This window comes from Micromonospora sp. WMMA1949 (genome assembly GCF_027460145.1).
Lineage (GTDB): Bacteria > Actinomycetota > Actinomycetes > Mycobacteriales > Micromonosporaceae > Micromonospora.
The window spans coordinates 6,037,034-6,059,186 of sequence record NZ_JAPZBG010000001.1; the positions used below are offsets into that span (position 1 = coordinate 6,037,034).

Here is a 22,153-nt window from a genome sequence, read left to right on the forward strand (position 1 = left end):
GCATGGAGAGCAGACCGCTACTGGTCGTCGACGGCGCGAACGTGGTGGGCTCGCGCCCGGACGGCTGGTGGCGGGACCGGGCCGGCGCGGCGGCCCGGCTGCGCGACGCGCTGGCGCCCGTCGGCGAGGCGGGCGTGCCGCCGGAGCTGCCGCCACCGGTGCAGGTGGTGCTGGTGGTGGAGGGCGCGGCCCGGCACGTGCCACCCGCACCCGGTGTGGAGGTGGTCTCCGCGCCCGGCTCCGGCGACGACACGGTGGTCGAGCTGGTCGCCGCCGCACCGGACCGGCGCCGGGTGGTGGTCACCGCCGACCGGGAGCTGCGCGAGCGGGTGACCGCGCTCGGCGCGGAGGTGCGCGGCCCGCGCTGGCTGGGCCGTTAGCGCCACCGGTCCCGCGAACGGGACCACCGCGTCCGCCGGCGGGACCACCGGGCGCCGGGTGCCGGGGTCTTCGCGCACGTCAGGGCCGGAACCGGACACGCGGGCGGCAACCACGCCAGGGTGGATGTTCGTCCACTCGTTCCGATGGGTTGTAATGGAGATCTCTTTTGCCCCCAGGAGGTCCCCGTGGCGAGCGTCGCCGAGCTGAAGGCCGCCATCGATGTCGCTCTCCAGCAGATCGGTGACGGCCAGACAGCGGTGCAGGCCGCCGGCGAGAAACTGGCCGAGGCGCAGCAGACACTCGCCGGCGCGCTGGAGGGCAGCGGCCACGAGACGGTCGAGGCGGCCCAGGCCTCGCTGACACAGGCGGGCCAGGAGTTGGAGGAGTGTCTGGCCGCGACACTGGTCGCGGTGGAACAGGCACAGCTCTACGTCGCGACGCTCTGAGGCCCGGCCGTGTCCATCGTCGAGGACATCGGCGCGCAGGTGCGCGCCGCCGCCGAGGAACTGCCCCTCGCCCAGCTCGCCGCCGCGCTGGAGAAGCTCGGCCAGGCGCAGGAACGGCTGCGCTGGGTACGCCAGGAGTCGTCCGACCCGATGGGGGTGCCGGAGCTGTCCTCGGCCACCGAGCACGCGGAGACCGCCGGCTACGCGCTGCGCGTCGCGCAGGAGCAGCTCACCGCGTACCTGGCCGCGATCGGGCTGGCCCCCGACGGCGCGCGGCCGGCGCCGCCCGGCGAGCGCCCGCCCCGGCACGACACACCCCGCGGCGAGGGCCCGCCCGCACCCGGCCCGGCCGCCGAGCCGGGCGAGCAGCCGGCGGTACGGCGCTGGTGGGCGGTGCGGGTGGCGGAGCTGACCGGCGGCCGGGAGGGCGCGCCGGACGATCCGGACGAACGCGTCGGGGACTCCCACGAGCTGCTGCGCCGGGTGGCCGCCGGGGTCCGCTCCGGCGACCGGGACCGGCTGCACCGCGAGCTGCGCCGGGCGCACGCCGACGTGGGGCTGGGGCTGGCCGCGATCACCCCGCCGCTGCTGCGCGAGCTGGCCGGTGAGCTGCTCGGCCATCCGCCCCGCGCGGACGACCTGCCCCGGCTGCGCGGCGCGCTGGACTCCCGGGTCCGTGACCTGCTGCCCGGACTGCCGCCGCCGGTGCTGGACACGCTGCTGACCCGGGTGTGCCGGATGCCCCCGCCGCGCCGCGACGACGACGCGGAGCAGCCGCACGCGGCCGACCCGGCGGTCACCGCGGGAGTGCTCACCGGCGTACTGCTCGACCGGCTCGGCCGGGACCTGCCCGAGGACACCGACGAACGGGAGCCGTCCCGTGGCTGACGTCCGCGCACAACTGGTGACGCGGGTCCGGGGGATGCTCTCCGAGGCCCTGGGCGCCACCCGTACCCGGCTCGCCACCGCCGAGGCCGACCTGGTCGCGAGCCGGGAGCGGCTGGCGCGTACCCGCCGGGCCGCCGCGGCCGTGCCCGGCCGGGTGGGTGCCGCCCGCGACCGCCGCCTGGCCGAGATCGACGCCCGGCACACCGCCCGCCTCGCCGAGCTGGCCCGGCGGGCCGCCGCCGCGGCGCAGCGGGAGGCGCCCGGCGCGGCGTCCGCGCCCTGGGACCGCTGGCAGGCCACGCCCGCCGGCCGGTCCGAGCCGCCGGGGGCCCTGCGGGTCGGCACGGTACGCCTCGACGGCGCCGAGCCGGTGCCGGCGCTGGTCCCGCTGCTCGACGCCGGGCACGCGCACCTGGCCGGCGGTGACCGTGCCGGGCTGGCCGCCGTGGTGCCCGCGCTGCTGCTGCGCTCGGTCGGCCGGGCCGACCCGGGCGCGGTGCGGCTGTACGGGTACGACCCGGAGCACCTGGGCGGCGGGCTGGCCGGGTTCGCGCCGCTGGGCACGGCCGGGCTGCTCACGTTCGTCGGGCCGGGCGGCCTGGGCCGGCTGCTGGACGACCTGGTGGAGCAGATCCGCCGGATCAACGCCACGGTGCTGGCCGGCGAGTACGGCTCGCTGCGCGAGCTGGCCGCCGCCACCGGACGCCGCCCCGAGCCGTGGCGGGTCGCGGTGCTGCTCGGCGGCGACGAGCTGTCCCGGCACGAACGCGGCCAGCTCGACCGGGTGGTGCGCACCGGGGCGGCCTGCGGCGTGCACCTGGTGGTCCGCGGCATCGAGCTACCAGACGACCCGACAGTCACGCGGATCACCGTGGAACCGGACGACGCCCGGGTGGCCGGGCTGCCGGTGGTGCTCGACGCGCCGCCGCCGCCCGCCCTGGTCACCGAGACCTGCCGCACCGTCGCGTCCCGGGTGGCCGCCGGCCCGCCGCCGACACCGTTCACCGACCTGCTCCCGCCGCCGGAGGAGTACTGGCGGGAGGACTCGGCGCACGGGCTCAGCGCGCCCGTCGGCGAGGGCTCGCACGGGCGGCAGGTGCTGCTCACACTCGGCGACTACCCGCCGCACGCGCTGATCGGCGGCCCGTCCGGCACCGGCAAGACCAACCTGATCTTCGCCTGGATCGGTGCGCTCGCCGCCCGCTACTCCCCCGCCGAGCTGGAGTTCTATCTGCTCGACTTCAAGGAGGGCGTGTCCTTCGCCCGGTTCGCGCAGGGCCGGCGCGACCCGAGCTGGCTGCCGCACATGCGGCTGGTCGGCATCAACGTCAACACCGACCGGGAGTTCGGCCTGGGCCTGCTGCGGTTCCTCGCCGAGGAGCTGCGCCGGCGCGCCGACGCGGCGAAGAAGCACGAGGTCACCAAGCTGGCCGAGCTGCGCGCGGTGGACCCGGACGGGCACTGGCCGCGCATCGTGGCGGTGGTCGACGAGTTCCAGGCGCTGCTGGCCGGCCGGGACGTGGTCGCCCGGGAGGCCGCCGACCTGCTGGAGGACCTCGCCCGGCGCGGCCGGTCGCAGGGCATCCACCTGGTGCTCGCCTCGCAGGACGTGCGCGGCATCGAGGCGCTGTGGGGGCGGCCCGCGCTCGTCGCCCAGTTCACGCTGCGGATCGCCCTGCCGAAGGCGCTGCGCATCCTGGCCGAGCGCAACGACGCGGCGCAGTCGCTGCCCCGCCACCACGCGGTCATCAACGCCGAGTCGGGCCTGGCCGAGGGGAACGAGGTGGCCCGCATCCCGTCGGCCAGCGACTGGGAGACGTGGAGCGAGCTTCAGCACCGGCTGTGGCGGATGCGCCCGCAGGACGCCGCGCCGGCCCGGCTGTTCGACGGCGACGCGATCCCGAAGCTCGCCGACGCGCCCGACTTCCGCGCGCTGACCGCACCGGAGCAGGGCGTGCCGCGCAGCCCGGTGGCGCTGCTCGGCGAGATCATCGACGTGCAGGCCCGCTCGGCGGCGCTGCGGCTGCCCCGCGCGCCGGGCCGCAACCTGGCGGTGCTGGGCACCCGGGTGGACGAGGCGTGCGCGGTGCTCGACGCCGCCGCCCGGTCACTGGCGCGGCAGTACCGGCCCGGCACCGCCCGGTTCTCCATCGCCTGCCTGGACCCGGACGCCGACCCGGCCGCCCGCGCCCTCTACGACGACCTGGAAGGCGACGCCTCCTGGTACGACGAGGAGACGGTGCCGGAGCTGATGGCCGAGGTGGGCGACGGACTCGGCGCGCCGGGTACGCCGCGTACCCCGCACTTCCTGCTGCTGTACGCGGTGGACGCGGCGGCAGCGGCGCTCGCCGGCAAGGCCGGTACGCGCACCGGGCTGGAGCAGCTGCGCCGGATCCTGCACGACGGGCCGGAACGGCGTACGCACGTGCTGGCGTGGTGGCGTGGCGTGGCCCGGATGCGCGTGGACCTGGGCGGCGCGGGTGCCCGCACCGATCAGATCGGCGCCTGGGTGGCGCTGGACGTGCAGGGCGGTGAGCTGGGTTCCTCGCTGTATCCGGGCAGCGGCGGGCCGGACTGGTATCCCCGGCCGTGGCGGGGTCTCTACTTCGACCGGGCGGTGCACCGCACCGGACAGGTGATCATCCCTTATGGTCCCTCCCGATGAACGAACCGGTTGCCAGTGAGACGTACAGCGCACAGATCCGCCGGCTCGCCGAGCTGACCGCCCGGGTGTCCGCCCAGCGGGCCGAGGCGCACACCTGGTACGACCAGCAGGTGACTGCCGCCGACCGGGCGGTGGCGGAGGCGGCCGAGGCGGTGCGGCAGGCCGAGGCGGAGGTGGCCGAGGCGTCCCGGCTGGTGGAGCGCGTCGACGGCGAGGTCACTCACCTGTGGACGCAGTTGCGGGCCCGGCTCGGCGTGAGCGCCCGGCGGCTGGGCGACCCGCCCGGCCCGGTTCGCGGCGCCGCCGGTGACCCGGTGCCGCTGCTGCGGGCGGTCCGGGAGCTGCTGGAGCGGACCGGGGCGCCGGGCGAGCTGCCCGGTTCGGTGAACCCGCTGCTCGTCGCGTGCGGGATCGGCGGGGCGCTGGTGGCGTACGCGCTGGGGGTGGCGGCGCGGGCGCTGGGCGCCGGTTCCAGCGGTGATCTGGCGGTGGGCCTGCCGGTGCTGGCGCTGGTGGTGACGCTGCTCGGCCCGGTGATCGGGCTGGCGCCGGCCCGGCTGCTGGCCGACCGCCGCCACGCGGTGCTGACCCCCCGCCCGATGATCCTGGTGGCCGCTTCCGGCCTGGTCACGACGCTGCTCCTGCTGACGGTGACCTACACCCGATGACCGCCGCCCTCCGCCGCCGGCTCCCAAGCCGTCGATCATGAGGTTGGCGGCGCGACACGCCGTCACGCCGCCGGTCAACCTCATGATCGTGCCGTCAGGCGGGGGTCAGGACGGCCTCCTTCAGCAGGCGGCGGGTCAGGGTCAGGCGGTCGGCGTCGTCGTCCAGGCCGGGCAGGTCGCCGACCCTCGTCACTTCGCCGGTGAGCAGCGCGCGCAGCGCGGCCTCGCAGGTGCCGGGCAGCGTGAGCGTCCGGTCCGGCACGCGCAGCGTGACCCGTCCGTCGGCGGCCGGGGTGAGCTGCCAGCGCAGGCCGCCGCGCACCGCGACCTCGCTGTCCGCGCTCAGCCGGGCCAGCGCCTGCGCCTGGGCCAGTGGCCGGATCGGTGCCGGGCGGGCGGCCGGCCACACCCGGGCACGCAGCCGGCCGGCCACCGCCGCCGGGTCGGCGCGCAGCAGCCAGTCGCGCAGCGCCTCGACGGTCTCGGTCAGCTCCGGTTCGATCGCGTCCGGGTCGGCCAGGTCGAGCCCGAACGGCAGGCTCGCGCGCAGCCGCGCGTCCTCGGCGGCGAGCGCGAGCAGCTCCTCGACCACGGCGTACCGGGTCAGCGCCCGGATGCCCACGGTCAGGTGCAGCGAGCTGGACTCCTGCGCCTGGGCGCTGTGCAGCCAGCCGCGCGGCAGGTAGAGCGCGTCGCCCGGTTCCAGCACCACGTCCAGTTCGGGGCGGCCCTCGGCGGTCGCGGAGACCTCGTCGGCCCGGCCGCCCCAGGGCTGGCGCTCCAGCGGGTCGGTCAGCACCGGTGGGTGGATCCGCCAGTGCTTGCGTCCGTCCACCTGGAGCACGAACACGTCGTGGGTGTCGTAGTGGGTGGCGAACCCCTGGCTGCCGGCCGGGGTCAGGTAGGCGTTCACCTGAAGCGGCTGGGCCAGCGCGGTGCCGAGGTCGCGGGCGAAGTCGACGACCGCCGGCCAGGTGCGGTGCAGGCCCTGCAGCACCAGCGTCGCGCCGTCGGCGTAGAGCGCCAGCACCTTCTCGTCGAGGACCTGGTCGCCGATCTCGGCGCCCGCGCCACCGCCGCCGGTGTAGCGCGCCGCCGGCACCAGCTGGCCGTCCTTCGCGACCCGCAGGAACGGGGTACGCAGGCCGCGGCGGCTGAGCAGGTCGTCGGCGTCGGCCGGGCTGAGCAGGTCGGTGAAGCCGTCCGGGTTGGGTAGTTCGGCGGCGCGGGACAGCAGCGGGCTGCGCCCCCAGTGGTCGGCGGCGAACTTGGCCGGCTCCACTGCCACGCACCGGGCCAGCGCCTCGGTGGCGGAGAGCGGAACCGCCGGGCGGCCGTGGCCACCCGGCGGGTCGACGTGCGTGGTGCTCATGTGTCAGGCGCTGCCGTCGGCGCCGCCGTCGTGCTGGCCGGGGGTCGCGCCACCGTCGGCCGGACCCTCGGCGCTGCCGTCCGCGCCACCGTCGTGCTGACCCGGGGTCGCACCGCCGTCGGCCGGACCCTCGGCGCCGCCGTCCGCGCCACCGTCGTGCTGACCCGGGGTCGCACCGCCGTCGGCGGGACCCTCGGCGCCGCCGTCCGCGCCACCGTCGTGCTGACCCGGGGTCGCACCGCCGTCGGCCGGGCCCTCGAGGCCGCTGCCGCCGCTGCTCTGGATGTCGTCGTCGTTCAATGCCATGGGTGCTCCCTCGGTGTGCCGCCCCGCGTGGTGCCGGGGTCCGTGTGCAGCGGGTGGTACCCCACGCCTGATCTTCTCTAACCACACCGTAGACGCCCGGACGCCGTCGTACGGACGGTTCGCCGGGCAAGCGGCCGGACCGGGCGGATGCCAGGATGGCGGGAGGACGACGCGAGGAGACGCACGTGACGCAGCCGGAGCCGCTCACCCCGCTGACCGAGGACTGGCAGCGGGCGCTCGCCGTGGTGGCCCACCCCGACGACCTGGAGTTCGGCGCCGCCGCCGCGGTGGCACGGTGGACCGGGCAGGGCAAGGAGGTCGTGTACTGCCTGCTCACCAGCGGCGAGGCGGGCATCGACGGGATGACACCGGAGCGCGCCCGGGTGGTGCGCGAGGAGGAGCAACGCGCCTCCGCCGCCGTGGTCGGGGTGTCGCGGGTCGAGTTCCTCGGCCTGCCCGACGGGCTGCTGGAGTACGGCGTGCCGCTGCGCCGCGCGATCGCCGCTGTGGTGCGCCGGCACCGGCCGGACGTCGTGCTGACGAACAACTTCCGGGAGACCTGGGACGGGGCGTACGCCCTGAACCAGGCCGACCACATCGCCTGCGGCCGGGCCACGCTGGACGCGGTCCGCGACGCCGGCAACCGGTGGATCTTCCCGGAGCAGCTCACCGACGGCACGCAGCCGTGGTCGCGGGTCCGCGAGGTGTGGGCGGCCGGGTCGCCGGTGGCCCGGCACGGGGTGGACGTGACGGACACGTTCGACAGGGGCGTCGCGTCGCTGCGGGCGCACGGGGCGTACCTGAGCGGCCTCGGCGACGGCAGCTTCGACGCCGAGGAGTTCCTGGAGGGCATGGCCCGGCCGGCGGGCAGCCGGCTCGGCGCGCGGTTCGGCGCCACGTTCGAGATCTTCCCGATCAACCTTCAGTAGGGCACGGCGATGTTCCTGGTCGGCACGTCGGGCTGGCAGTACCGGGACTGGCGGGAACGGTTCTACCCGGCCGGGCTGCCACAGCGGCGCTGGCTGGAGCACTTCGCCGCGCGGTTCGCCACGGTCGAGGTGAACAACGCGTTCTACCGGCTGCCGGAGCGGGACACGTTCGTCGCGTGGCGGGAGCGTACGCCCGGCGACTTCTGCGTGGCGGTGAAGATGAGCCGCTACCTGACGCACATCAAGCGGCTGCGCGACCCGGCCGAGCCGGTGGCCCGGTTCCTGGACCGCGCGTCCGGGCTCGGCGACCGGCTCGGGCCGGTGCTGGTGCAGCTCCCGCCGACGCTGCGGGCCGACCCGGACGCGCTGGCCGGCGTGCTGCGCCGGTTCCCCGCCGACGTGCGGGTGGCCGTCGAGCCGCGACATCAGTCGTGGTGGACCGACGACACGAGGCGGGTGCTGGAGCGGCACCGGGCGGCGCTGGTCTGGGCGGACCGCCTCAGCCGGCCGATCACCCCGCTGTGGCGGACCACCGACTTCGGGTACCTGCGGCTGCACGAGGGGCGGGCCCGGCCGTGGCCGCGCTACGGGCGGGCCGCGCTGGCCGGCTGGGTGCGCCGGCTGGCCGGGGAGTTCGGTGACGGCGACCCGGCGTACGTCTACTTCAACAACGACCCGGGCGGCGCGGCGATCGTCGACGCGGTCGCGTTCGCCGGGCTGGCCCGGCGGGCCGGGCTGCCGGTGTCCCGGACGCCGCCGGCCCGCCCCGCCGAGGGGGCGGGACGGGCCGGTCCGGTGCCGGATCAGGGAATCATCTGACGCAGGTCACCCGGCATGGTGGCCTTCACGTCCTCCCACTCGCCCTGGGTGACGTGCCGGCGCAACGTGTCCAGCACGACCTGCACCACCCGCTGCGCGCCGCCCTCCACGTCGTACGGGAAGCCCTGGCGCACCTCGTACAGGAAGTCGTCGCGGTTGAGCTTGATCGGCACGTTCTCCGGCTGCCAGCCGTCGAAGTAGATCCCGCGCACCAGCACCGGCAACTGCTGGGCGAACTCGGCGCTCTCCTGCACCGGCAGCCGGTCCCGCAGCAGGTGCAGGACGGTACGCAACGCGGCGTAGGACTGGTTGCGCCGTTCCTTCGGCCAGCCGTACGCGGACTCGATCTCCTTCAGGATCACATTCGTCTTGTCCAGCGAGGACTCGAACGCGGACAACAGCTGTTCGGCCATCGGGCTCACCCCCGTGCTTCGGTCTCCCAGCGTCGGTCGTCGGCGCGGCGCGGCGGGCCGCTGGGGCCCCGCCACAGCCGGGTCGGGCTGAACCGGCCGGGCCGTTCACCCCGCCGTGCCGCCTCGGAGCTGCCGACCACGTGCAGTACGCCCCCGCGGCGTCGGTCCGCCACCACCCGTACCGTCATGACCCACCTCCTCGTCGCGGCGCCCGAGCCGGCGCCCACTGTCCATGCTGCGGCCCGGGCGGGTGAGCGGGCCTCACCCGGAGCGGGTGAGACGCTCAGGCGTCCAGCAGGCCGGCGAGTGTGGTGGCGTTGCGCTGCGCGTAATCCTGGTAGCAGTTGTTCATCAGCACGTGTGTCTGCCCGGCCTCGCCGGCCAGCTCGCGCAGCTTCGGCGCCCAGTCGCGCAGCTCCCGCTCGGAGTAGTCGTAGCCGAACTTCTCGTGGATGTCCTTGCTGGTCCACTTGTCGCTGTGGCCGTGGAACCGGACCACCGCGAGGTCCGCGGTGGCCGCCAGCACCGGCGGTACGGACGACTTGTGTCCCTGCGGCATGTCCACGCAGACGAACGGCAGGTCGTGTTCGCGCAGGAAGCCCAGCGTCTCCTCGGCGTTGTCGCCGTCGAACCAGGAGGCGTGCCGGAACTCGAAGGCCGGGCGCAGCGGCGCGCACCGCCGCGCCACCTCCAGCAGGTACTGCTTGTTCGCGCGCTTGATGGTGAACCAGGGCGGGAACTGGAACAGCAGCGCGCCCAGCCTGCCGGCCTCGACGAGCGGGTCGAGGGCGGACAGGAACCGCGTCCAAACCTCCTCGTACGCCTGCGCGGGCAGGTCGTCGGGGTAGACGTTGCGCTTGTCCGTGTCCGGGCGCAGATCCTTGTAGAGCGCGGAGACGCGGGTGGGGTGGCCGGTCAGCAGGCTGAACGCCTTGACGTTGAACGTGAACCCGGCCGGCGTGCGTTCGGCCCACAGCCGGGCGGTCCGCTCGGCCGGCGGCGAGTAGTAGGTGGCGTCCACCTCGACCAGCGGGAACTGCCGGGCGTAGTAGGACAGCCGCTTCTCCGGCGTGTCGGCGCTCGCCGGGTACCAGCCGGAGTCGAGCAGGGTCCGGTCGGTCCACGAGGCGGTGCCCACCTTGATCTCACCCATGGTGGGAGTTCACCGCGTCGAGAACCGACCGGCAACCCGGACGGCGTTCAGGCCGCCCGCCGCTCCCGGGTCTGCTTGCAGGCCACACAGGAGGTCGCGGACGGGAAGATCTCCAGCCGCTCCACCGGGATGGGCGCCGTGCAGCCCTCGCAGAACCCGTACGTGCCCTCGTCCAGGCGGGTCAGCGCGTGCTCGAACTGCGCGCGCCGGTCCAGGATGGTGCGCAGCAGCGACTGCGCGGTGTCGCGCTCGGCGGTCTTCGTACCGCTGTCGGCCTGGTCGTCGCCGGCGGTGTCGCCGACCTCCACCAGCCGCAGCACCTGGCTCTGCGCCATGGTGTGCTCGTACTCGGCGGTCAGCTCGTCGTACCGCGACCGCAGGGACTGCCGGATCTGGTCGACCTCCGCCTGGGAGCGGCCGGTGGCTGTCGTGTCGTGGACGAGCATCGCTGCCTGCCTTTCCTACGTCCTCATACCGGTCCGGGGCGGCCAGCGCCCCGGACCTGGTCCGACTGTGAAAGCGCGGGCGACGAGATCACCCGTGCTCTGTGAGCCGGGCGATTACCCCCGCCTCCGGCGGGGCAAACCGCCTTCTTCCTGAGTGTTTCCGGTGAGTCCGCAGCCGCTGGTCAGGCGGCCTCGACGAGCGCCGGGCGGCGCGGGTCGTCGGCCCGGACCACCACGTCGGCGAAGGACGCGGGGACGACCTCGTCGGCGTAGCGGGCGAAGGCGGGCAGCGTCCAGCGCAGCGCCGGATCGGTACGCCGGTGCAGGGCCGCCGGGGACAGCACGAGATGGACCGTGACGTCGAACGGCAGCGCGCCGCCGAGCAGCAGCGCACCGCTGACCAGGACCACGCCGCCGGGCGGCAGATCCACGTACGCGGCCCGGCTGGCCCGGTCGGCGGCGGCGTCCCACAGCGACGGCAGCAGCCGGCCCGAGCCGTCCGGACCGGCCGGGTCGAGGACCTCGCGGCGCAGCCCCGGTTCGTCGAGCCAGCCCTCGTAGTAGGCGTCCGGGTTGGTGCGGCCGTGCTCGAGGCGTACCGAGGCGGGGCGGAGGAAGTCGTCGGCGCGGACGTGCAGCACCGGCCGGCCGGCGGCGCGCAGCGGGTCGACGAGCGCGTCGGCGAGCGCGGCCGGACCGGCGGCGGGCGGACCGTCCACGGCGACCCGCAGCCGGCCGGGCGTCCCGGTGCGGGCGAGACGCTCGGCCAGCTCGGTGACGAGCAGGTCGGGGCTGATCGGGCGCACGCGCATCGGACCATCCTGCCGCGCGGGCGGGCGGGCCACCACATGATCGCTCCGGGCGGTCGGGGCTCCGTCCGGCGGCGGTCGTCGGGTGGTGGTCCCGGTCGTCAGCCGGTGCGGTCGATGGTGACCCGGGCGTCGTCGGCGAGCCGGTAACCGACGCCGTAGACGGTGGTGACGAGCGGGACGTCCACGCCGACCTTGCCGCGCAGGCGGCGTACGTGCACGTCGACGGTGCGGACGCCGGCGTGCTCGTACCCCCAGACGGCGTTGAGCAGTTGCAGGCGGGTGAACACCCGACGGGGGTGGGCGACCAGGTGCAGCAGCAGGTCGAACTCCAGGCGGGTCAGTGGCAGCGGCTCGCCGTCGCGCAGCACCGACCGGGACGACGCGAGGATGTGCAGCGTGGGGATGGTCGGGGCGAGCGGGCGCGCCGGGGCGCGGCCGGCCGGCACGTCGGGCCGGCGCTCGGCCGGGACCGTGCCCGCGCTGACCACCGCGTCGCCGCGTTCGAGCATCTCGCGGGCGGCGTCGAGCAGCCGGCGGGCGGCCGGGGTGAGCGACTCCTCGCAGGCCAGCGGGATGGTGAGGGTGACGGTGAGCATGGGCCCGGCGGCGGTGTTGGCGGGGCGACGCTGGCCGCCGGGAGGTCGACCGGGGACCGCGGGTTGGGACGTATGCCATCCGGCGCGCGACGAGGCGGGGCTGACCGACATGGTCCTCCTTGGGCTGGTCCGGGTATCTCCCCACGGCCCGGGACGCCGCTTCATCGATGCTTCCCGGCGTCTCTGCGAGGGTCAAGGGGCGGCCGCGTTGCATGAATGTGACATTTGACGAACACATCGCAGCCGTGCGCTCGCTCTGCGTGCGAGGCCCGTTGATTACAGCAGAGCACCGATTCGAGACGGTACGGGGGGTCTCCCCGGGGGTTCACAATGGCGGCTCAGCGGCGAACGTGAACGCGGCGCACCCCGGGTCGGGATGCGCCGCGTGCCGGTCGGCCGGGTCAGGCGTCGCGGTCCACGACGATCGCGGCGTCGTCGGCGAGGCGGTAGCCCACGCCGTACACGGTGGTCACCAGCGGTGTGTCCGGCCCGAACTTGGCCCGCAGCCGGCGGACGTGCACGTCGACGGTGCGCGCCACCGCGTGCTCGTAGCCCCAGACGTTCGCGAGAAGTTGCAGGCGGGTGAACACCCGGCGGGGATGTTCGGCGAGGAACAGCAGCAGCTCGTACTCGATGCGGGTGAGCGGGATCTCGGCGCCGCCGTGGCGGACCCGCCGGGTGCCGGTGAGGATGCGCACCTCGCCGGGTGCGGGCGCCGCCGGGGCGGGGGCCTCGCCGCGGCGCAGGTCGAGCACGGTACGGGCGGCCGGGCGGTCGTCCGGTCCCTCGCCGAGGGCGGCACGCCCTTCCCCGGAGGCGGCGAGTTCGTCGAGCAGGGCGACGAGGCGCGCGAGGCCCGGCGTCAGCGGCCCGGCGCCCAGGTCGATCGTGACGGTGAGGGTCGGTGCGGTACGCGGCCGGGGCGGCCCGGCCCGGTCGGGACGGCCCGGCCGGGCCGGACGGGTGGGGAGGGCGACGACGGACATGGGAGCCTCCTGTGCGGGCGGTCGCCCCGCCCCGCCGGATGCGGCGGGACGGTCAGCGGAGCGCCCCTCCGGCGGTGACCGGGGGCGCGGCGGACGAGGGTCGGGTCGGCGGGGTGGGACCGAGGGTGGGCAGGCCGGCGATCTGCCAGGCGGCGAAGCCGCCGACGACGTCGGTGGCCCGGTGCAGGCCGATGTCCTGGAGCGCGGCGGCGGCCAGCGACGAGGTGTAGCCCTCCTGGCAGAGCACGATCACCGGTACGTCGTAACCGGTCGCCTGCGGCAGCCGTGCCGCGCAGCGCGGGTCGAAGCGCCACTCCAGGACGTTGCGCTCGACGACGAGCGCGCCCGGCACGGTGCCCTGCGCGGCGCGCTGGGCGGCTGGGCGGATGTCCACCAGCAGCGCGCCGCCCCGGCACGCCAGGTGGGCCTGCTCCGGGTCGAGGCGGCGCAGGCGGGCCCGGGCGGCGGCGAGGATCTCGTCGATGCCCCGCGAGCCGGGCGGCGGGACCGGACAGCACTGTGTCCCGGTGGTGGGGGTCTGCGCCATCGTGGCGTCCTTCCGGTCGTCGGGGTTGCGGGGGCGGCTCACCAGGCCACACCGGCTCGGGCCACCTCGGCGACCCGGAGCCGGCCGGCGACGAGGTGGTAGCGGGTCATCCGGGTCAGCGCCGGCCGGTACACGTGCACGCTGACGGCGGGCACGTCGCCGCGGTTGGCGACCCGGTGCACGTGCCGTGCGCCGAAGCGCCGGCCGGCTCCGGCGGCGAGCCGGTGCGGGCGCAGCCGCCCGCCGCCGACCGTCTCCTCGGTGAGCACGCCGGCCACGACCAGGAAGGCGCCGGCGGAGCCCCCGTGGTCGTGCAGGTCGGTGCCCTGTCCGGGCAGCCAGCTCAGCGCCCACACCTCGTGCTCGTCGCCGGCGTCCAGCCGGGCGTACCAGCGGTCGGGCGCCTCGAACCGCAGCGGCACCGGCCAGGCGTCCGGGTCGGCCCAGCGGGCGGCGACGGCGAGCAGGTCGGCGGGAACGGTGCTGGTCATCGGCGGTGCGTCCTCACGGTGCGGAGCGGATGTGCCCCCACAGCTTAGACGGTAAAGCCTATCGGTTTAGTAGGTAATACCAGATGCTGGGACGCCCTCAGCGGAGGACCGGCGGATCCACCCGGTACCCCGGCACCGAGGGCCAGCGGACGGTGAGCACCGTGGACTCCCGCTCGGCGTACCAGGAGTGGTCCACGCCCCGGCCCCACACCACGTAGTCACCGGGCGCGCGCAGCACCACCGTCCGATCCGGCAGCTCGATCCGGAACGCGCCGCTGATCAGCACCAGCAGGGCGGTACGCCGCTCGCCGGTGGCCCACCGGGAGCGCGTCTCCCCCGCCGGGTGCACACCCCACTTCACCTCCACGTCGGTGCTGTGCCGCACGTCCCCGGCCGGTTTGAAGTGGCCCAGCAGCCAGCCCGCGTCGGTCGCGCCGTCCACCGCCGCGTTGCCCACGTACACCCGATCGTCCATGCCCGCGCCTCCCGTGCCCGGCTGCGCAAGCTACCAGGCGCGTCCGGCCGCGACGCCATAGCCTGGGCGGATGCCCGACGAACTCGACGACGAGACCATCGCCTTCGCCCACCGGATGTTCGACCTGGCGCGGGCCGGCGCCACCGAGGAACTGGCGGCCAACGTGGACGCCGGGCTGCCGGTCAACCTCACCAACGCCAAGGGCGACACGCTGCTGATCCTCGCCGCGTACCACGCCCACCCGGACACGGTGGCCGCGCTGCTGGCCCGCGGCGCCGACCCGGCGCGGGTGAACGACAGGGGGCAGACCGCGCTCGCCGCGGCGGTGTTCCGGCGCCAGGAGGCAGCGGTCCGCGCCCTGCTCGACGCCGGCGCCGACCCGGACCACGGCGGCCCGTCCGCGGTCGAGACCGCCCGGTTCTTCGAGCTGCCGGACATGCTGGCGCTGCTCGGCCGCGAGTGAGCCCCAGGCGGTATACAGAGACGGTGGAGGATCCCGTACCCGAGCAGATGCGCGCGGCCGCGGCGGCGTTCCTGGCCGCGCTGGACGAGCCGGCCCGCGACGCCGCCCGGCACGCCTTCGACGACGAGCCGGCCCGGCGGTGGCTGGAGTACCGGCCGCGACCGCGGCCCGGCGTCGCGCTCGCCGGCCTGGACGTCGACGCCCGCAAGGCCGCCCACCGGCTGCTCGCCACCGCGCTCAGCCCGGCCGCGTACGCGCAGGCAATGACCGTGATGGCCCTGGAGGAGGTGCTGGACCGGGCCGAGGACTGGCGGCGCGGCCGGCACAGCGGCGACTACTGGGTGGCCGTCTTCGGCGACCCGGCCCGGGACGACACCTGGGCCTGGCGGTTCGAGGGGCACCACCTGTCGGTGAGCATGACCGTCGCCGACGACCGGGTCTCCCCCGCGCCGGTCTTCCTCGGCGCCAACCCGGCCACCGTGCGGCACGCCGGGCGCCCGGTGACCCGGCCGCTCGGCCCGGAGGAGGATCTGGCCCGGGAACTGCTCGACGCGCTCGGCCCGGACGGCCGGTCCGCCGCGATCATCGCCGAGGAGGCGCCCGCCGACATCATCAGCGCCACCCGGGCCACCGCCCCCGGCCGCCTCGACCCGCCCGGCGTACCCCGGGGGCGGCTGCGGCCGACCGGCCGGGCCCTGCTCGACCGGCTCGTCGCGCTCTACCTGGACCGGCTGCCGCCGGAGCTGGCGGCCCGCGAGGCCGCCCGCCTCGACGGCGGCGAACTGCACTTCGCCTGGGCCGGCCCGGTCGAGCCGGGCCGGCGGCACTACTACCGGGTGCAGGGCGAGGACCTGCTGATCGAGTACGACAACACCACCGACGACGGCAACCACGCGCACACCGTGCTGCGCCGCCCCGCCGGTGACTTCGGCGCCGACGTGCTGGCCGCCCACCACGCCACCGCGCACCGTCCCGCGCCGGCCACCGACGACGTGCCTCGGTAGAAGCAGCGGCTTCCGGCCGGCGGCGCCCGGTCAGAACGGGCGCGGGCGGGGGATCTCCACCGTGGCGCCCGGGGGCACGTCGGCGAACCTCTCGACGCCGGTCGGCTCGCCGGCCCGGTCGAACTGCTGCATCAGCCGCGCGCCCAGCGCCACCCCGACCGCGCCGACGGCGAGCCCGACCAGCTCGGCCGCGAGCAGGGCACCGTTCGCGCCCCGCTGCGGCGCGCTCGCCCGGATCAGGCAGGACAGCAGGAACAGGCCCGCCATGACGGCGTTGACGAGGTTGAACGTCAGCACGGTCCGGCTGGTCCGCCCGGCGCGGACGTCCCACAGGTCGACCAGCCCGGCGACGGTGGCGAGCCCGGCGGCGACGAGCGCGGCCACGGCGGTCCAGTAGCCCACCTCACCGAGGAACGCCGGGCCGCCCGCCACGTCGGCCAGGTCGAAGACCGCCGCGCAGACGAACAGGCCGAACGGGAACGTGACAAGCATCGGTTGGATGGGGTGCCCCTGCACCCGCAGCCGGCTCTGCATCGCTTCCTCCCCAGGTCCGCGCAGCTCACCAGTCCAGAGTGCTACCCGGGGCGCCGCGAGGCGAAACGACTGTCGCTCAGTTGTCCCTGGGCCGGGAGACGGTCAGCACGAGCCGCTCGGCCACCTCGCGCAGCGGGATGTCCAACGAGGAGGCGGCGCTGCGCAGCACCCGCAGGGCCTCCGGGGCGGGACAGCCGCGCTGCGTCATGATCACGCCGACGGCCTGCCCGACCACGCCCTCGGCCAGCAGCGAGTCGTCGATCTCACCGGCCCGGGAGGCGGCCCGCTCGCGGTCGCGGACGGCAGCCAGCAGCAACCCGGCGTGCTCGGCGAGCAGCATCGCGGTGAGCTGGTGCCGGGGCGTGAGCGCCTCCGGCGACTCGGCGTACAGGTTGATCGCGCCGATGACCTGCTCGTCCACGTCGACCGGGGCGGAGATCACCCCGTGCACGCCCAGCGCGCGGGCCCGCTCGCTCCAGGCCGGCCAGCGCGTCTCGCCGGGCAGCCCGCCCGCGATGACCATCTCCCGGCGGCGGATCGCCGTCAGCGCCGGCGTGTCCGGGCCGTGCCGCAGGTCGTCCAGCTCGGCCCGGCCCGGGTCGGAGGCGGCCACCCCGGCGGGCTCACCGGCGCGCAACGCGGTGAAGCCGCAGCAGTCCACGCCCGGCACGGCGTCGCGGGCGATGCGGACCAGGCGGCCCAGCGCCTCGTCGAACCCGGCCGCGCCGATCAGTCCGGCGGTCAGCTCACGCAGCAGCGCGGCGGTCTCCAGCACACCAAGGTTGTCGATCATGGGTTGGCGCGTGTCGAGGTTCACCGGGCCGTGGCCTCCACCGTCCACCCGACGTACCCGCTCGGCGCCGTTGCCTGTCCCATGTCCGTCCCTCCTGTGGCCGGGCCTCGGCCTACTACCCTCCCAGACCGCGGGCGAAACCGCGCAAAAAGGCCCCTCCCGGTGCGACCGGGAGGGGTCTATCCGCGTGGATCAGCGCGACCCGGAGATGAGCCGCCGCCCCACCGAGGCGATCAGCCGGTCCAGCTCCGAGCCGAACGGGTTGTCGTGCACCAGGTACGTCCAGGTGGCGCTCGGCCGCACCAGCTTCGACGAGTCCGGCTCCCAGCCCTCGTCGAACTCGGTCTCCTCGAACGTGGCCACGGTCCGCGTCTCGATCTCGGGGACGAGCGCGTTGAACGCCGGCACCGCGCTGCGGTGGAACTCGTCGAGCGGGTCGAGCCGGCCCAGCGCCCGCAGGTGCACGCCCTCACGGACCTCGGACAGCTCGGCCAGGTGGTCGGCCCAGAGCCGGTCCAGGTGGTAGAGGGCGATCTTGCGGGCGACGTCGGCCAGCAGGTCCTCGTCCATCTCGCCGGCCTTCTCCGGCACCCGCTCCAGCAGCATCAGCGCCGCGATGTCGCTGGTCAGCAGCCGCTCCCGGCGCTCGGCGAGCGCCTTGCGCTGCTGCTCGATCACCTGGCTGTAGCGCCACGTGTTGCGGTGGATCTCGTGGTTGACGCCCTCGGCGACGCGCTGGGCGTGCTCCACGGCGTAGTCGACCTGCGGGTCGGTGACCAGGCCGTCGGCGTTCATCCGGGGCGAGGCCGGCACGGTGTCGCCGGCGTGCCGGACCACCAGGTCGTCCTCCAGGCTGACGAAGAACACCGACCCGCCCGGGTCGCCCTGCCGGCCGGCCCGGCCGCGGAGCTGGTCGTCGACCCGGCGGCTGTCGTGCCGGCCGCTGCCGATCACGTACAGGCCGCCCAGCTCGGCCACCCGGTCCCGGTCGGCCTGGTCGCTGCCGCCCAGCCGGATGTCCACGCCCCGGCCGGCCATCTGGGTCGAGACCGTCACCGCGCCGTACGCGCCGGCCTCGGCGATGATCCCGGCCTCCTCGTCGTCGTTCTTGGCGTTGAGCACGACGCACGACACGCCGGCGGCGTTGAGCGCGGCGGCCAGCCCCTCGGACTCCTTGACGTCGAGCGTGCCGACCAGCACCGGGCGCCCCGCCTCGTGGCAGCGCGTGATCTCGTCGACCAGCGCCTCCTCCTTCTCGGCGCGGGTGGCGTAGATGCGGTCCGGCTCGTCCTCGCGGACACAGGGGGTGTTCGGCGGGATCACCGCGACCTCGAGGCCGAAGAACTCACGGAGCTGGTCGCCGACGAGCACCGCGGTCGCGGTCATGCCGCAGACCGTCGGGTAGAGCGCGATGTACGCCTGCACGGTGATGGTGCCCAGCACCTCACCCTCGGCGGTGGCGTCCAGACCCTCCTTCGCCTCGACCGCGGCCTGGAGCCCGTCCGGCCAGCGGCGGCGCTGCGCGACCCGGCCGCGCATCTCGTCGATCAGCTCGACCGAGTCGTCCCGGACGATGTAGTCCACGTCCCGGTGCAGCAGGGCGTGCGCGTGCAGCGCCACGTTCACCGCGGAGAGCTGCCCGACGTGCTCCTCGTCGTACAGGTCGATGCCGCCGAGCTTGGCCTCGACGGTGGCCAGGCCGACCGAGGTGAAGGCGACGCTGCGGCCGTCCTCGGCGACCGTGTAGTGCTTGCCCTTGCGCAGCCCGCGCACGAGCGCGGCGGCCGCGTGCACCGGGTCCTGCTCGCCGCCGACCGCGCCGGCCAGCACCATCGGCACCCGGGCCTCGTCGATCAGGATCGAGTCGGCCTCGTCCACGATCGCGGTCTTCAACGGCGGCTGCACCCGGTCGGCCAGGTCGGTGACGAGCTGGTCGCGCAGGAAGTCGAAACCGGCCTCGCTGACCGACACGTAGGTGACGTCACAGGCGTACGCGGCGCGCCGCTCGTCGGGCGTGGACGCCTCGTTGACCCAGCCGACGGTCAGTCCGAGCAGGTCGTAGACCGGGGTCATCCACTCGGCGTCGCGGCGGGCCAGGTAGTCGTTGACGGTGAGCACGTGCACCGGCCCGTTGCCCAGCCGCACGTGCCCGTACGCGGCGACGGTCGCGGTGAGCGTCTTGCCCTCACCGGTGGCCATCTCCGCGACCTTGCCGGACAGCAGCGCCATCGCGCCGAGCAGCTGCACGTCGTAGGGGCGCTGGTCGAGCCCGCGCCGGGCCGCCTCGCGGCCGATCGCGCAGATCTCCTCGTATCCCGACGCCTGACCGGCGGCCTCGGTCAGCTCGGCGTCGGAGAGCTGCTCCAGGCCCGCCTCGCGCGCCTCGATCGCCGGCAGCAGCTTCTCCAGCGGCGCCAGGTCGACTGTCGTCCCCGGGCGCTGGAGGAACCGGCGGAACCTGGTCTTCAACCGTTGCGACACACCCATGAGCGGCAACGGTACGCGAACCGGAGCCGATTGTGACCCCCGCCCGCCGCGCGCCGGGTTCCGCCCTTCCCGTCCGCTTCCGTCGATCATGAGGTTGGCGGCGTTCGGCGTCCGCTTTGTCGCCGCCAACCTCATGATCGACGCCTGGGAAAAGGGGGGTCAGGGGGTCAGGACCACCTGGAGTTCGGTGCGGCGGCGTTCGGCCAGGTCGGTCAGCAGGGTGGGAGCCTCGTCCAGGGGGACCACGGCCGAGATCAGGTGCTTGCGGATCACGTCGCCGTACTGGCGCAGCAGCTCCACCGTCTCCGCGGACAGCCGCTCCCGGTCCCAGGTGGGGGCCAGCCCGCGCGGCACCCGGCCGATCTGCGCGCAGCGCAGCGACAGGCCGTTGTGGTGGAACTCCTCGCCGAGCCGCACCGCGTCCGCGCCCGCCTGGTAGAACGCCAGGTCGATCACCGTGCCCTGCGGGCGCAGCAGGCGCAGCGCGAGCTGCAACGCCCAGTCCTGGCCGCGGCACTGGAAGACCACGTCGGCGCCCCGGTCCCCGGCCGCGTGGTTCCACCGCGTCTTGAGCACCACGGCCGGATCGTCCGCGTCCGGGTCGAGCGTGTCCAGGCCGAGCGCCTCGGCCACCTGCCGCCGGGCCGGCGTCGGGTCGACCACGACGACCGAGGCGCCGCCGTGGCGGCGGGCGAACAGCGCGGTGAGCAGCGCGACCACGCCGCCGCCGACCACCGCCACGCGCCGGCCGCGTACGCCGTCGCCGAGCGTACGTACGTCGGCGCCGCACAGGTCGGCGGCGGCGTGCAGCAGCCCGTTGGCGCAGATCGGGCCCATGTGCGCGACGTAGACGCCGAGCATCGGGTCCAGGTCGTCGGGCAGCGGCACGAACCGTTCGGTGAGCGGGTCGGCCACCCAGCCGCTGCGGTGCCCGTACGTCATGGCGCCCACCTCGCCCACCGCGACGGCCGGGGTGCGGCTCTCCACCACCCGCCCGACCTGCATGTAGCCGAGCCGGGTCACCGGGTACGGCGTGCTCGCCTCCCCCGGCCGGAACAGCCCCAGCCCGGCGTCCCAGGTGACGTGCAGATAGGGGTTGGTGCCCTTGACGAAGCTCAGTTCGGTGCCGGCCGAGACGCCGCTGTAGAGCGTCTCCACCCGGAACGTGCCCTCGCGCAGCTCCGGCGCGTCCAGTTCGGCCAGCTCGACCCGGCCGGGGCCGCCGACCACCACCACCCGGTCACGCATCGACGCTCACCCCCGCGTCCGCGACCGCCGCGGTGAGCCGGGCCGCCGGGCCGGTCGGCAGCGCCACCGGCCGTCCGGTACGCGCCGACTCGGCCACCGCGAGCGCGAGCCGGTGGGTGCGCAGCGCCTCGGCGTACGGCACCCGGACGTCGTCGCCGAGGCCGCACACGGCGTCGACGAACGCCCTGTCGACGGCGACCCGCGCGCCGTCCGGGTCGGCGGGCAGGTGCCGCTCGCCGTCGGCGTCGCGGACGGTCAGGCCGTCCTCGGCCAGCCACAGCGCCAGCCCGTCGGCGAGGATCTCCACGCCGGCCCGGTGCTTCCAGCCCAGCACGCAGGACGCGGCGAGCGTGCCGACCGCGCCGGAGCCGAAGCGCAGCGTGGCGGCGGTCACCGAGTCGATGTCGGCGCTGTCGACCGGCGGCGGGGTGCCGTCGCCGTACGCGGTCACCTCGACCGCCTCACCGGCCAGCAGCCGGACCAGGTCCAGCACGTGCGCGGCCTGCTCGACCACCGGGCCGCCGGAGCGGTCCCGCCGCGCCCACCACGCCACCGGCGGCACCTTGTCCAGCCAGGCGCCGTTGACCATCCGCACCGGACGGCCGGCGAGCAGCCGCCGGGCCTCCTCCACCACGTGCAGGTAGCGCCAGTGGTGGCCGACGCCGGTGAGCAGCCCGCGCTGCTGGACGAGCGCCGCGACCCGCTCGGCGGTCTCCAGGTCGATCGCCACCGGCTTCTCCACGAACATGGGCACGCCGGCGGCGACCACCGCCTCCTCGACCGGGCCGTGCGCGAACGGCGGCACGCACACGTACACCGCGTCCGGGCCGGCGGCGAGCAGCTCGTCCACGTCGCGGAACACCCGGCCGCCGTACGTGCCGGCGAGCGCCCGCGCCGCGTCCGGCGCCACGTCGGTCACGCCGAGCAGCTCCACGTCCTCGAAGCCGGTGAGCACCCGGGCGTGGCGCTGCGCCACCCCGCCGGCTCCGACAAGTCCCACCCGGCAGGCACGCATCGGCCACAACCTCTCCACGACGGCAAAGACTGCGAACACCACTCCCCCCGCCGGCGTCGCGCCAAACGCCGCCGGGTGCGCAACGTAACGTTCATCCGCCCGGAACCTCCCGGTACGCGCCAGGTGATCAGGATGTTGGGCAAGATCCGGTTAGCGCGGATGCGGGATTGGGAAAACCAGATCCGCGATTCCACCATCGATGGGGGTGCCCGTGCG

At 75.3% G+C, this 22,153-nt stretch carries 26 protein-coding genes; 9 read left to right on the plus strand and 17 right to left on the minus strand.

Annotation, left to right across the window (positions count from 1 at the left end; all coding sequences use genetic code 11):
• Window positions 1-2: 2 nt before the first annotated feature.
• From O7607_RS28250 to O7607_RS28270, 5 genes are all read left to right on the plus strand, one after another.
• Complete coding sequence (locus O7607_RS28250) at window positions 3-380, plus strand: hypothetical protein (RefSeq protein WP_269706482.1); 378 nt, start codon at window positions 3-5, stop codon at window positions 378-380.
• 186 nt (window positions 381-566) lie between these two features.
• Window positions 567-827 carry a hypothetical protein gene (locus tag O7607_RS28255; RefSeq protein WP_013286060.1) on the plus strand — a complete coding sequence of 87 codons (261 nt, stop codon included), beginning with the start codon at window positions 567-569 and terminating at the stop codon, window positions 825-827.
• A gap of 9 nt (window positions 828-836) precedes the next feature.
• On the plus strand, window positions 837-1,715 hold the full coding sequence (locus O7607_RS28260) for a hypothetical protein (RefSeq protein WP_269706483.1): 879 nt from the start codon (window positions 837-839) through the stop codon (window positions 1,713-1,715).
• On the plus strand, window positions 1,708-4,380 hold the full coding sequence (locus tag O7607_RS28265; protein WP_269706484.1) for an FtsK/SpoIIIE domain-containing protein: 2,673 nt from the start codon (window positions 1,708-1,710) through the stop codon (window positions 4,378-4,380). The genes O7607_RS28260 and O7607_RS28265 overlap by 8 nt, the downstream gene beginning before the upstream one ends.
• Entirely contained in the window at window positions 4,377-5,048 is a 672-nt protein-coding gene (locus O7607_RS28270) for a hypothetical protein (protein WP_269706485.1), read from the plus strand. Before O7607_RS28265 ends, O7607_RS28270 begins: the two co-directional genes overlap by 4 nt.
• Window positions 5,049-5,142: 94 nt before the next feature.
• Here the strand turns inward: O7607_RS28270 and O7607_RS28275 are convergent, their stop codons facing one another.
• Together O7607_RS28275 and O7607_RS28280 are read right to left on the minus strand one after the other, a co-directional pair.
• Complete coding sequence (locus O7607_RS28275; protein ID WP_269706486.1) at window positions 5,143-6,420, minus strand: cupin domain-containing protein; 1,278 nt, start codon at window positions 6,418-6,420, stop codon at window positions 5,143-5,145.
• A 3-nt stretch (window positions 6,421-6,423) separates the two neighbouring features.
• Window positions 6,424-6,726, minus strand: coding sequence for a hypothetical protein (locus tag O7607_RS28280; RefSeq protein ID WP_026268594.1), 303 nt, complete (start codon window positions 6,724-6,726; stop codon window positions 6,424-6,426).
• 185 nt (window positions 6,727-6,911) lie between these two features.
• On the opposite strand from O7607_RS28280, the gene O7607_RS28285 reads away from it, so the two are divergent.
• Window positions 6,912-7,655 carry a PIG-L deacetylase family protein gene (locus O7607_RS28285; protein ID WP_269706487.1) on the plus strand — a complete coding sequence of 248 codons (744 nt, stop codon included), beginning with the start codon at window positions 6,912-6,914 and terminating at the stop codon, window positions 7,653-7,655.
• 9 nt (window positions 7,656-7,664) lie between these two features.
• Window positions 7,665-8,474, plus strand: coding sequence for a DUF72 domain-containing protein (locus O7607_RS28290; RefSeq protein ID WP_269706488.1), 810 nt, complete (start codon window positions 7,665-7,667; stop codon window positions 8,472-8,474).
• Here the strand turns inward: O7607_RS28290 and O7607_RS28295 are convergent.
• The 10 genes from O7607_RS28295 to O7607_RS28340 all read right to left on the minus strand — a co-directional run bounded on the left by O7607_RS28295 (window position 8,459) and on the right by O7607_RS28340 (window position 14,393).
• Window positions 8,459-8,887 (minus strand): DUF2267 domain-containing protein, encoded by a 429-nt coding sequence (locus O7607_RS28295; protein ID WP_269706489.1) that lies wholly within the window; start codon window positions 8,885-8,887, stop codon window positions 8,459-8,461. The two genes, O7607_RS28290 and O7607_RS28295, sit on opposite strands and share 16 nt — an antisense overlap.
• Window positions 8,888-8,892: 5 nt before the next feature.
• The gene (locus O7607_RS28300) at window positions 8,893-9,075 is read right to left on the minus strand and encodes a hypothetical protein (protein WP_013476990.1); all 183 of its coding nucleotides are present in this window, start codon (window positions 9,073-9,075) and stop codon (window positions 8,893-8,895) included.
• A 95-nt stretch (window positions 9,076-9,170) separates the two neighbouring features.
• A complete protein-coding gene (locus O7607_RS28305; protein WP_269706491.1) occupies window positions 9,171-10,040 on the minus strand; it encodes a DUF72 domain-containing protein in 870 nt (289 codons plus the stop codon).
• Window positions 10,041-10,087: 47 nt separating this feature from the next.
• On the minus strand, window positions 10,088-10,486 hold the full coding sequence (locus tag O7607_RS28310; protein ID WP_269706492.1) for a TraR/DksA family transcriptional regulator: 399 nt from the start codon (window positions 10,484-10,486) through the stop codon (window positions 10,088-10,090).
• 182 nt (window positions 10,487-10,668) lie between these two features.
• A complete protein-coding gene (locus O7607_RS28315; protein ID WP_269706493.1) occupies window positions 10,669-11,298 on the minus strand; it encodes a uridine kinase in 630 nt (209 codons plus the stop codon).
• A gap of 98 nt (window positions 11,299-11,396) precedes the next feature.
• On the minus strand, window positions 11,397-12,005 hold the full coding sequence (locus O7607_RS28320) for a winged helix-turn-helix domain-containing protein (protein WP_269706494.1): 609 nt from the start codon (window positions 12,003-12,005) through the stop codon (window positions 11,397-11,399).
• 290 nt (window positions 12,006-12,295) lie between these two features.
• Window positions 12,296-12,880, minus strand: a complete 585-nt coding sequence (locus O7607_RS28325) for a winged helix-turn-helix domain-containing protein (protein ID WP_269706495.1) — start codon at window positions 12,878-12,880, stop codon at window positions 12,296-12,298.
• Between the two features lie 52 nt (window positions 12,881-12,932).
• On the minus strand, window positions 12,933-13,427 hold the full coding sequence (locus tag O7607_RS28330; protein WP_269706496.1) for a rhodanese-like domain-containing protein: 495 nt from the start codon (window positions 13,425-13,427) through the stop codon (window positions 12,933-12,935).
• Window positions 13,428-13,465: 38 nt separating this feature from the next.
• On the minus strand, window positions 13,466-13,918 hold the full coding sequence (locus O7607_RS28335; protein ID WP_269706497.1) for a cysteine dioxygenase: 453 nt from the start codon (window positions 13,916-13,918) through the stop codon (window positions 13,466-13,468).
• Window positions 13,919-14,015: 97 nt separating this feature from the next.
• Window positions 14,016-14,393 (minus strand): signal peptidase I, encoded by a 378-nt coding sequence (locus O7607_RS28340; protein ID WP_269706498.1) that lies wholly within the window; start codon window positions 14,391-14,393, stop codon window positions 14,016-14,018.
• 70 nt (window positions 14,394-14,463) lie between these two features.
• Between O7607_RS28340 and O7607_RS28345 the strand changes: the two genes are divergently transcribed.
• Both O7607_RS28345 and O7607_RS28350 read left to right on the plus strand, forming a co-directional pair.
• Window positions 14,464-14,856, plus strand: coding sequence for an ankyrin repeat domain-containing protein (locus O7607_RS28345; protein WP_174536356.1), 393 nt, complete (start codon window positions 14,464-14,466; stop codon window positions 14,854-14,856).
• Window positions 14,857-14,903: 47 nt separating this feature from the next.
• The gene (locus O7607_RS28350; protein ID WP_433496141.1) at window positions 14,904-15,860 is read left to right on the plus strand and encodes a DUF3500 domain-containing protein; all 957 of its coding nucleotides are present in this window, start codon (window positions 14,904-14,906) and stop codon (window positions 15,858-15,860) included.
• A 30-nt stretch (window positions 15,861-15,890) separates the two neighbouring features.
• Here the strand turns inward: O7607_RS28350 and O7607_RS28355 are convergent, their stop codons facing one another.
• The 5 genes from O7607_RS28355 to O7607_RS28375 all read right to left on the minus strand — a co-directional run bounded on the left by O7607_RS28355 (window position 15,891) and on the right by O7607_RS28375 (window position 21,937).
• A complete protein-coding gene (locus tag O7607_RS28355; RefSeq protein ID WP_269706500.1) occupies window positions 15,891-16,394 on the minus strand; it encodes a DUF2231 domain-containing protein in 504 nt (167 codons plus the stop codon).
• Between the two features lie 76 nt (window positions 16,395-16,470).
• Entirely contained in the window at window positions 16,471-17,187 is a 717-nt protein-coding gene (locus O7607_RS28360; RefSeq protein WP_442929505.1) for a GAF and ANTAR domain-containing protein, read from the minus strand.
• 192 nt (window positions 17,188-17,379) lie between these two features.
• Window positions 17,380-19,674, minus strand: coding sequence for an accessory Sec system translocase SecA2 (gene secA2 / locus O7607_RS28365; protein WP_269706502.1), 2,295 nt, complete (start codon window positions 19,672-19,674; stop codon window positions 17,380-17,382).
• Window positions 19,675-19,833: 159 nt separating this feature from the next.
• Entirely contained in the window at window positions 19,834-20,922 is a 1,089-nt protein-coding gene (locus O7607_RS28370) for a zinc-binding dehydrogenase (RefSeq protein ID WP_269706504.1), read from the minus strand.
• Complete coding sequence (locus tag O7607_RS28375) at window positions 20,915-21,937, minus strand: Gfo/Idh/MocA family protein (RefSeq protein ID WP_269707099.1); 1,023 nt, start codon at window positions 21,935-21,937, stop codon at window positions 20,915-20,917. Before O7607_RS28375 ends, O7607_RS28370 begins: the two co-directional genes overlap by 8 nt.
• Window positions 21,938-22,153: the final 216 nt, after the last annotated feature.

Excerpts from the sequence above, each read along its gene's own strand:
- O7607_RS28250 (WP_269706482.1), top strand. The coding sequence starts at position 3 with ATGGAGAGCAGACCGCTACTGGTCGTCGACGGCGCGAACGTGGTGGGC.
- O7607_RS28270 (WP_269706485.1), top strand. The coding sequence starts at position 4,377 with ATGAACGAACCGGTTGCCAGTGAGACGTACAGCGCACAGATCCGCCGG.
- O7607_RS28275 (WP_269706486.1), bottom strand. The coding sequence starts at position 6,420 with ATGAGCACCACGCACGTCGACCCGCCGGGTGGCCACGGCCGCCCGGCG.
- O7607_RS28280 (WP_026268594.1), bottom strand. The coding sequence starts at position 6,726 with ATGGCATTGAACGACGACGACATCCAGAGCAGCGGCGGCAGCGGCCTC.
- O7607_RS28290 (WP_269706488.1), top strand. The coding sequence starts at position 7,665 with ATGTTCCTGGTCGGCACGTCGGGCTGGCAGTACCGGGACTGGCGGGAA.
- O7607_RS28295 (WP_269706489.1), bottom strand. The coding sequence starts at position 8,887 with ATGGCCGAACAGCTGTTGTCCGCGTTCGAGTCCTCGCTGGACAAGACG.
- O7607_RS28300 (WP_013476990.1), bottom strand. The coding sequence starts at position 9,075 with ATGACGGTACGGGTGGTGGCGGACCGACGCCGCGGGGGCGTACTGCAC.
- O7607_RS28305 (WP_269706491.1), bottom strand. The coding sequence starts at position 10,040 with ATGGGTGAGATCAAGGTGGGCACCGCCTCGTGGACCGACCGGACCCTG.
- O7607_RS28310 (WP_269706492.1), bottom strand. The coding sequence starts at position 10,486 with ATGCTCGTCCACGACACGACAGCCACCGGCCGCTCCCAGGCGGAGGTC.
- O7607_RS28315 (WP_269706493.1), bottom strand. The coding sequence starts at position 11,298 with ATGCGCGTGCGCCCGATCAGCCCCGACCTGCTCGTCACCGAGCTGGCC.
- O7607_RS28320 (WP_269706494.1), bottom strand. The coding sequence starts at position 12,005 with ATGTCGGTCAGCCCCGCCTCGTCGCGCGCCGGATGGCATACGTCCCAA.
- O7607_RS28325 (WP_269706495.1), bottom strand. The coding sequence starts at position 12,880 with ATGTCCGTCGTCGCCCTCCCCACCCGTCCGGCCCGGCCGGGCCGTCCC.
- O7607_RS28330 (WP_269706496.1), bottom strand. The coding sequence starts at position 13,427 with ATGGCGCAGACCCCCACCACCGGGACACAGTGCTGTCCGGTCCCGCCG.
- O7607_RS28335 (WP_269706497.1), bottom strand. The coding sequence starts at position 13,918 with ATGACCAGCACCGTTCCCGCCGACCTGCTCGCCGTCGCCGCCCGCTGG.
- O7607_RS28340 (WP_269706498.1), bottom strand. The coding sequence starts at position 14,393 with ATGGACGATCGGGTGTACGTGGGCAACGCGGCGGTGGACGGCGCGACC.
- O7607_RS28345 (WP_174536356.1), top strand. The coding sequence starts at position 14,464 with ATGCCCGACGAACTCGACGACGAGACCATCGCCTTCGCCCACCGGATG.
- O7607_RS28350 (WP_433496141.1), top strand. The coding sequence starts at position 14,904 with ATGCGCGCGGCCGCGGCGGCGTTCCTGGCCGCGCTGGACGAGCCGGCC.
- O7607_RS28355 (WP_269706500.1), bottom strand. The coding sequence starts at position 16,394 with ATGCAGAGCCGGCTGCGGGTGCAGGGGCACCCCATCCAACCGATGCTT.
- O7607_RS28360 (WP_442929505.1), bottom strand. The coding sequence starts at position 17,187 with ATGATCGACAACCTTGGTGTGCTGGAGACCGCCGCGCTGCTGCGTGAG.
- secA2 (WP_269706502.1), bottom strand. The coding sequence starts at position 19,674 with ATGGGTGTGTCGCAACGGTTGAAGACCAGGTTCCGCCGGTTCCTCCAG.
- O7607_RS28370 (WP_269706504.1), bottom strand. The coding sequence starts at position 20,922 with ATGCGTGACCGGGTGGTGGTGGTCGGCGGCCCCGGCCGGGTCGAGCTG.
- O7607_RS28375 (WP_269707099.1), bottom strand. The coding sequence starts at position 21,937 with ATGCGTGCCTGCCGGGTGGGACTTGTCGGAGCCGGCGGGGTGGCGCAG.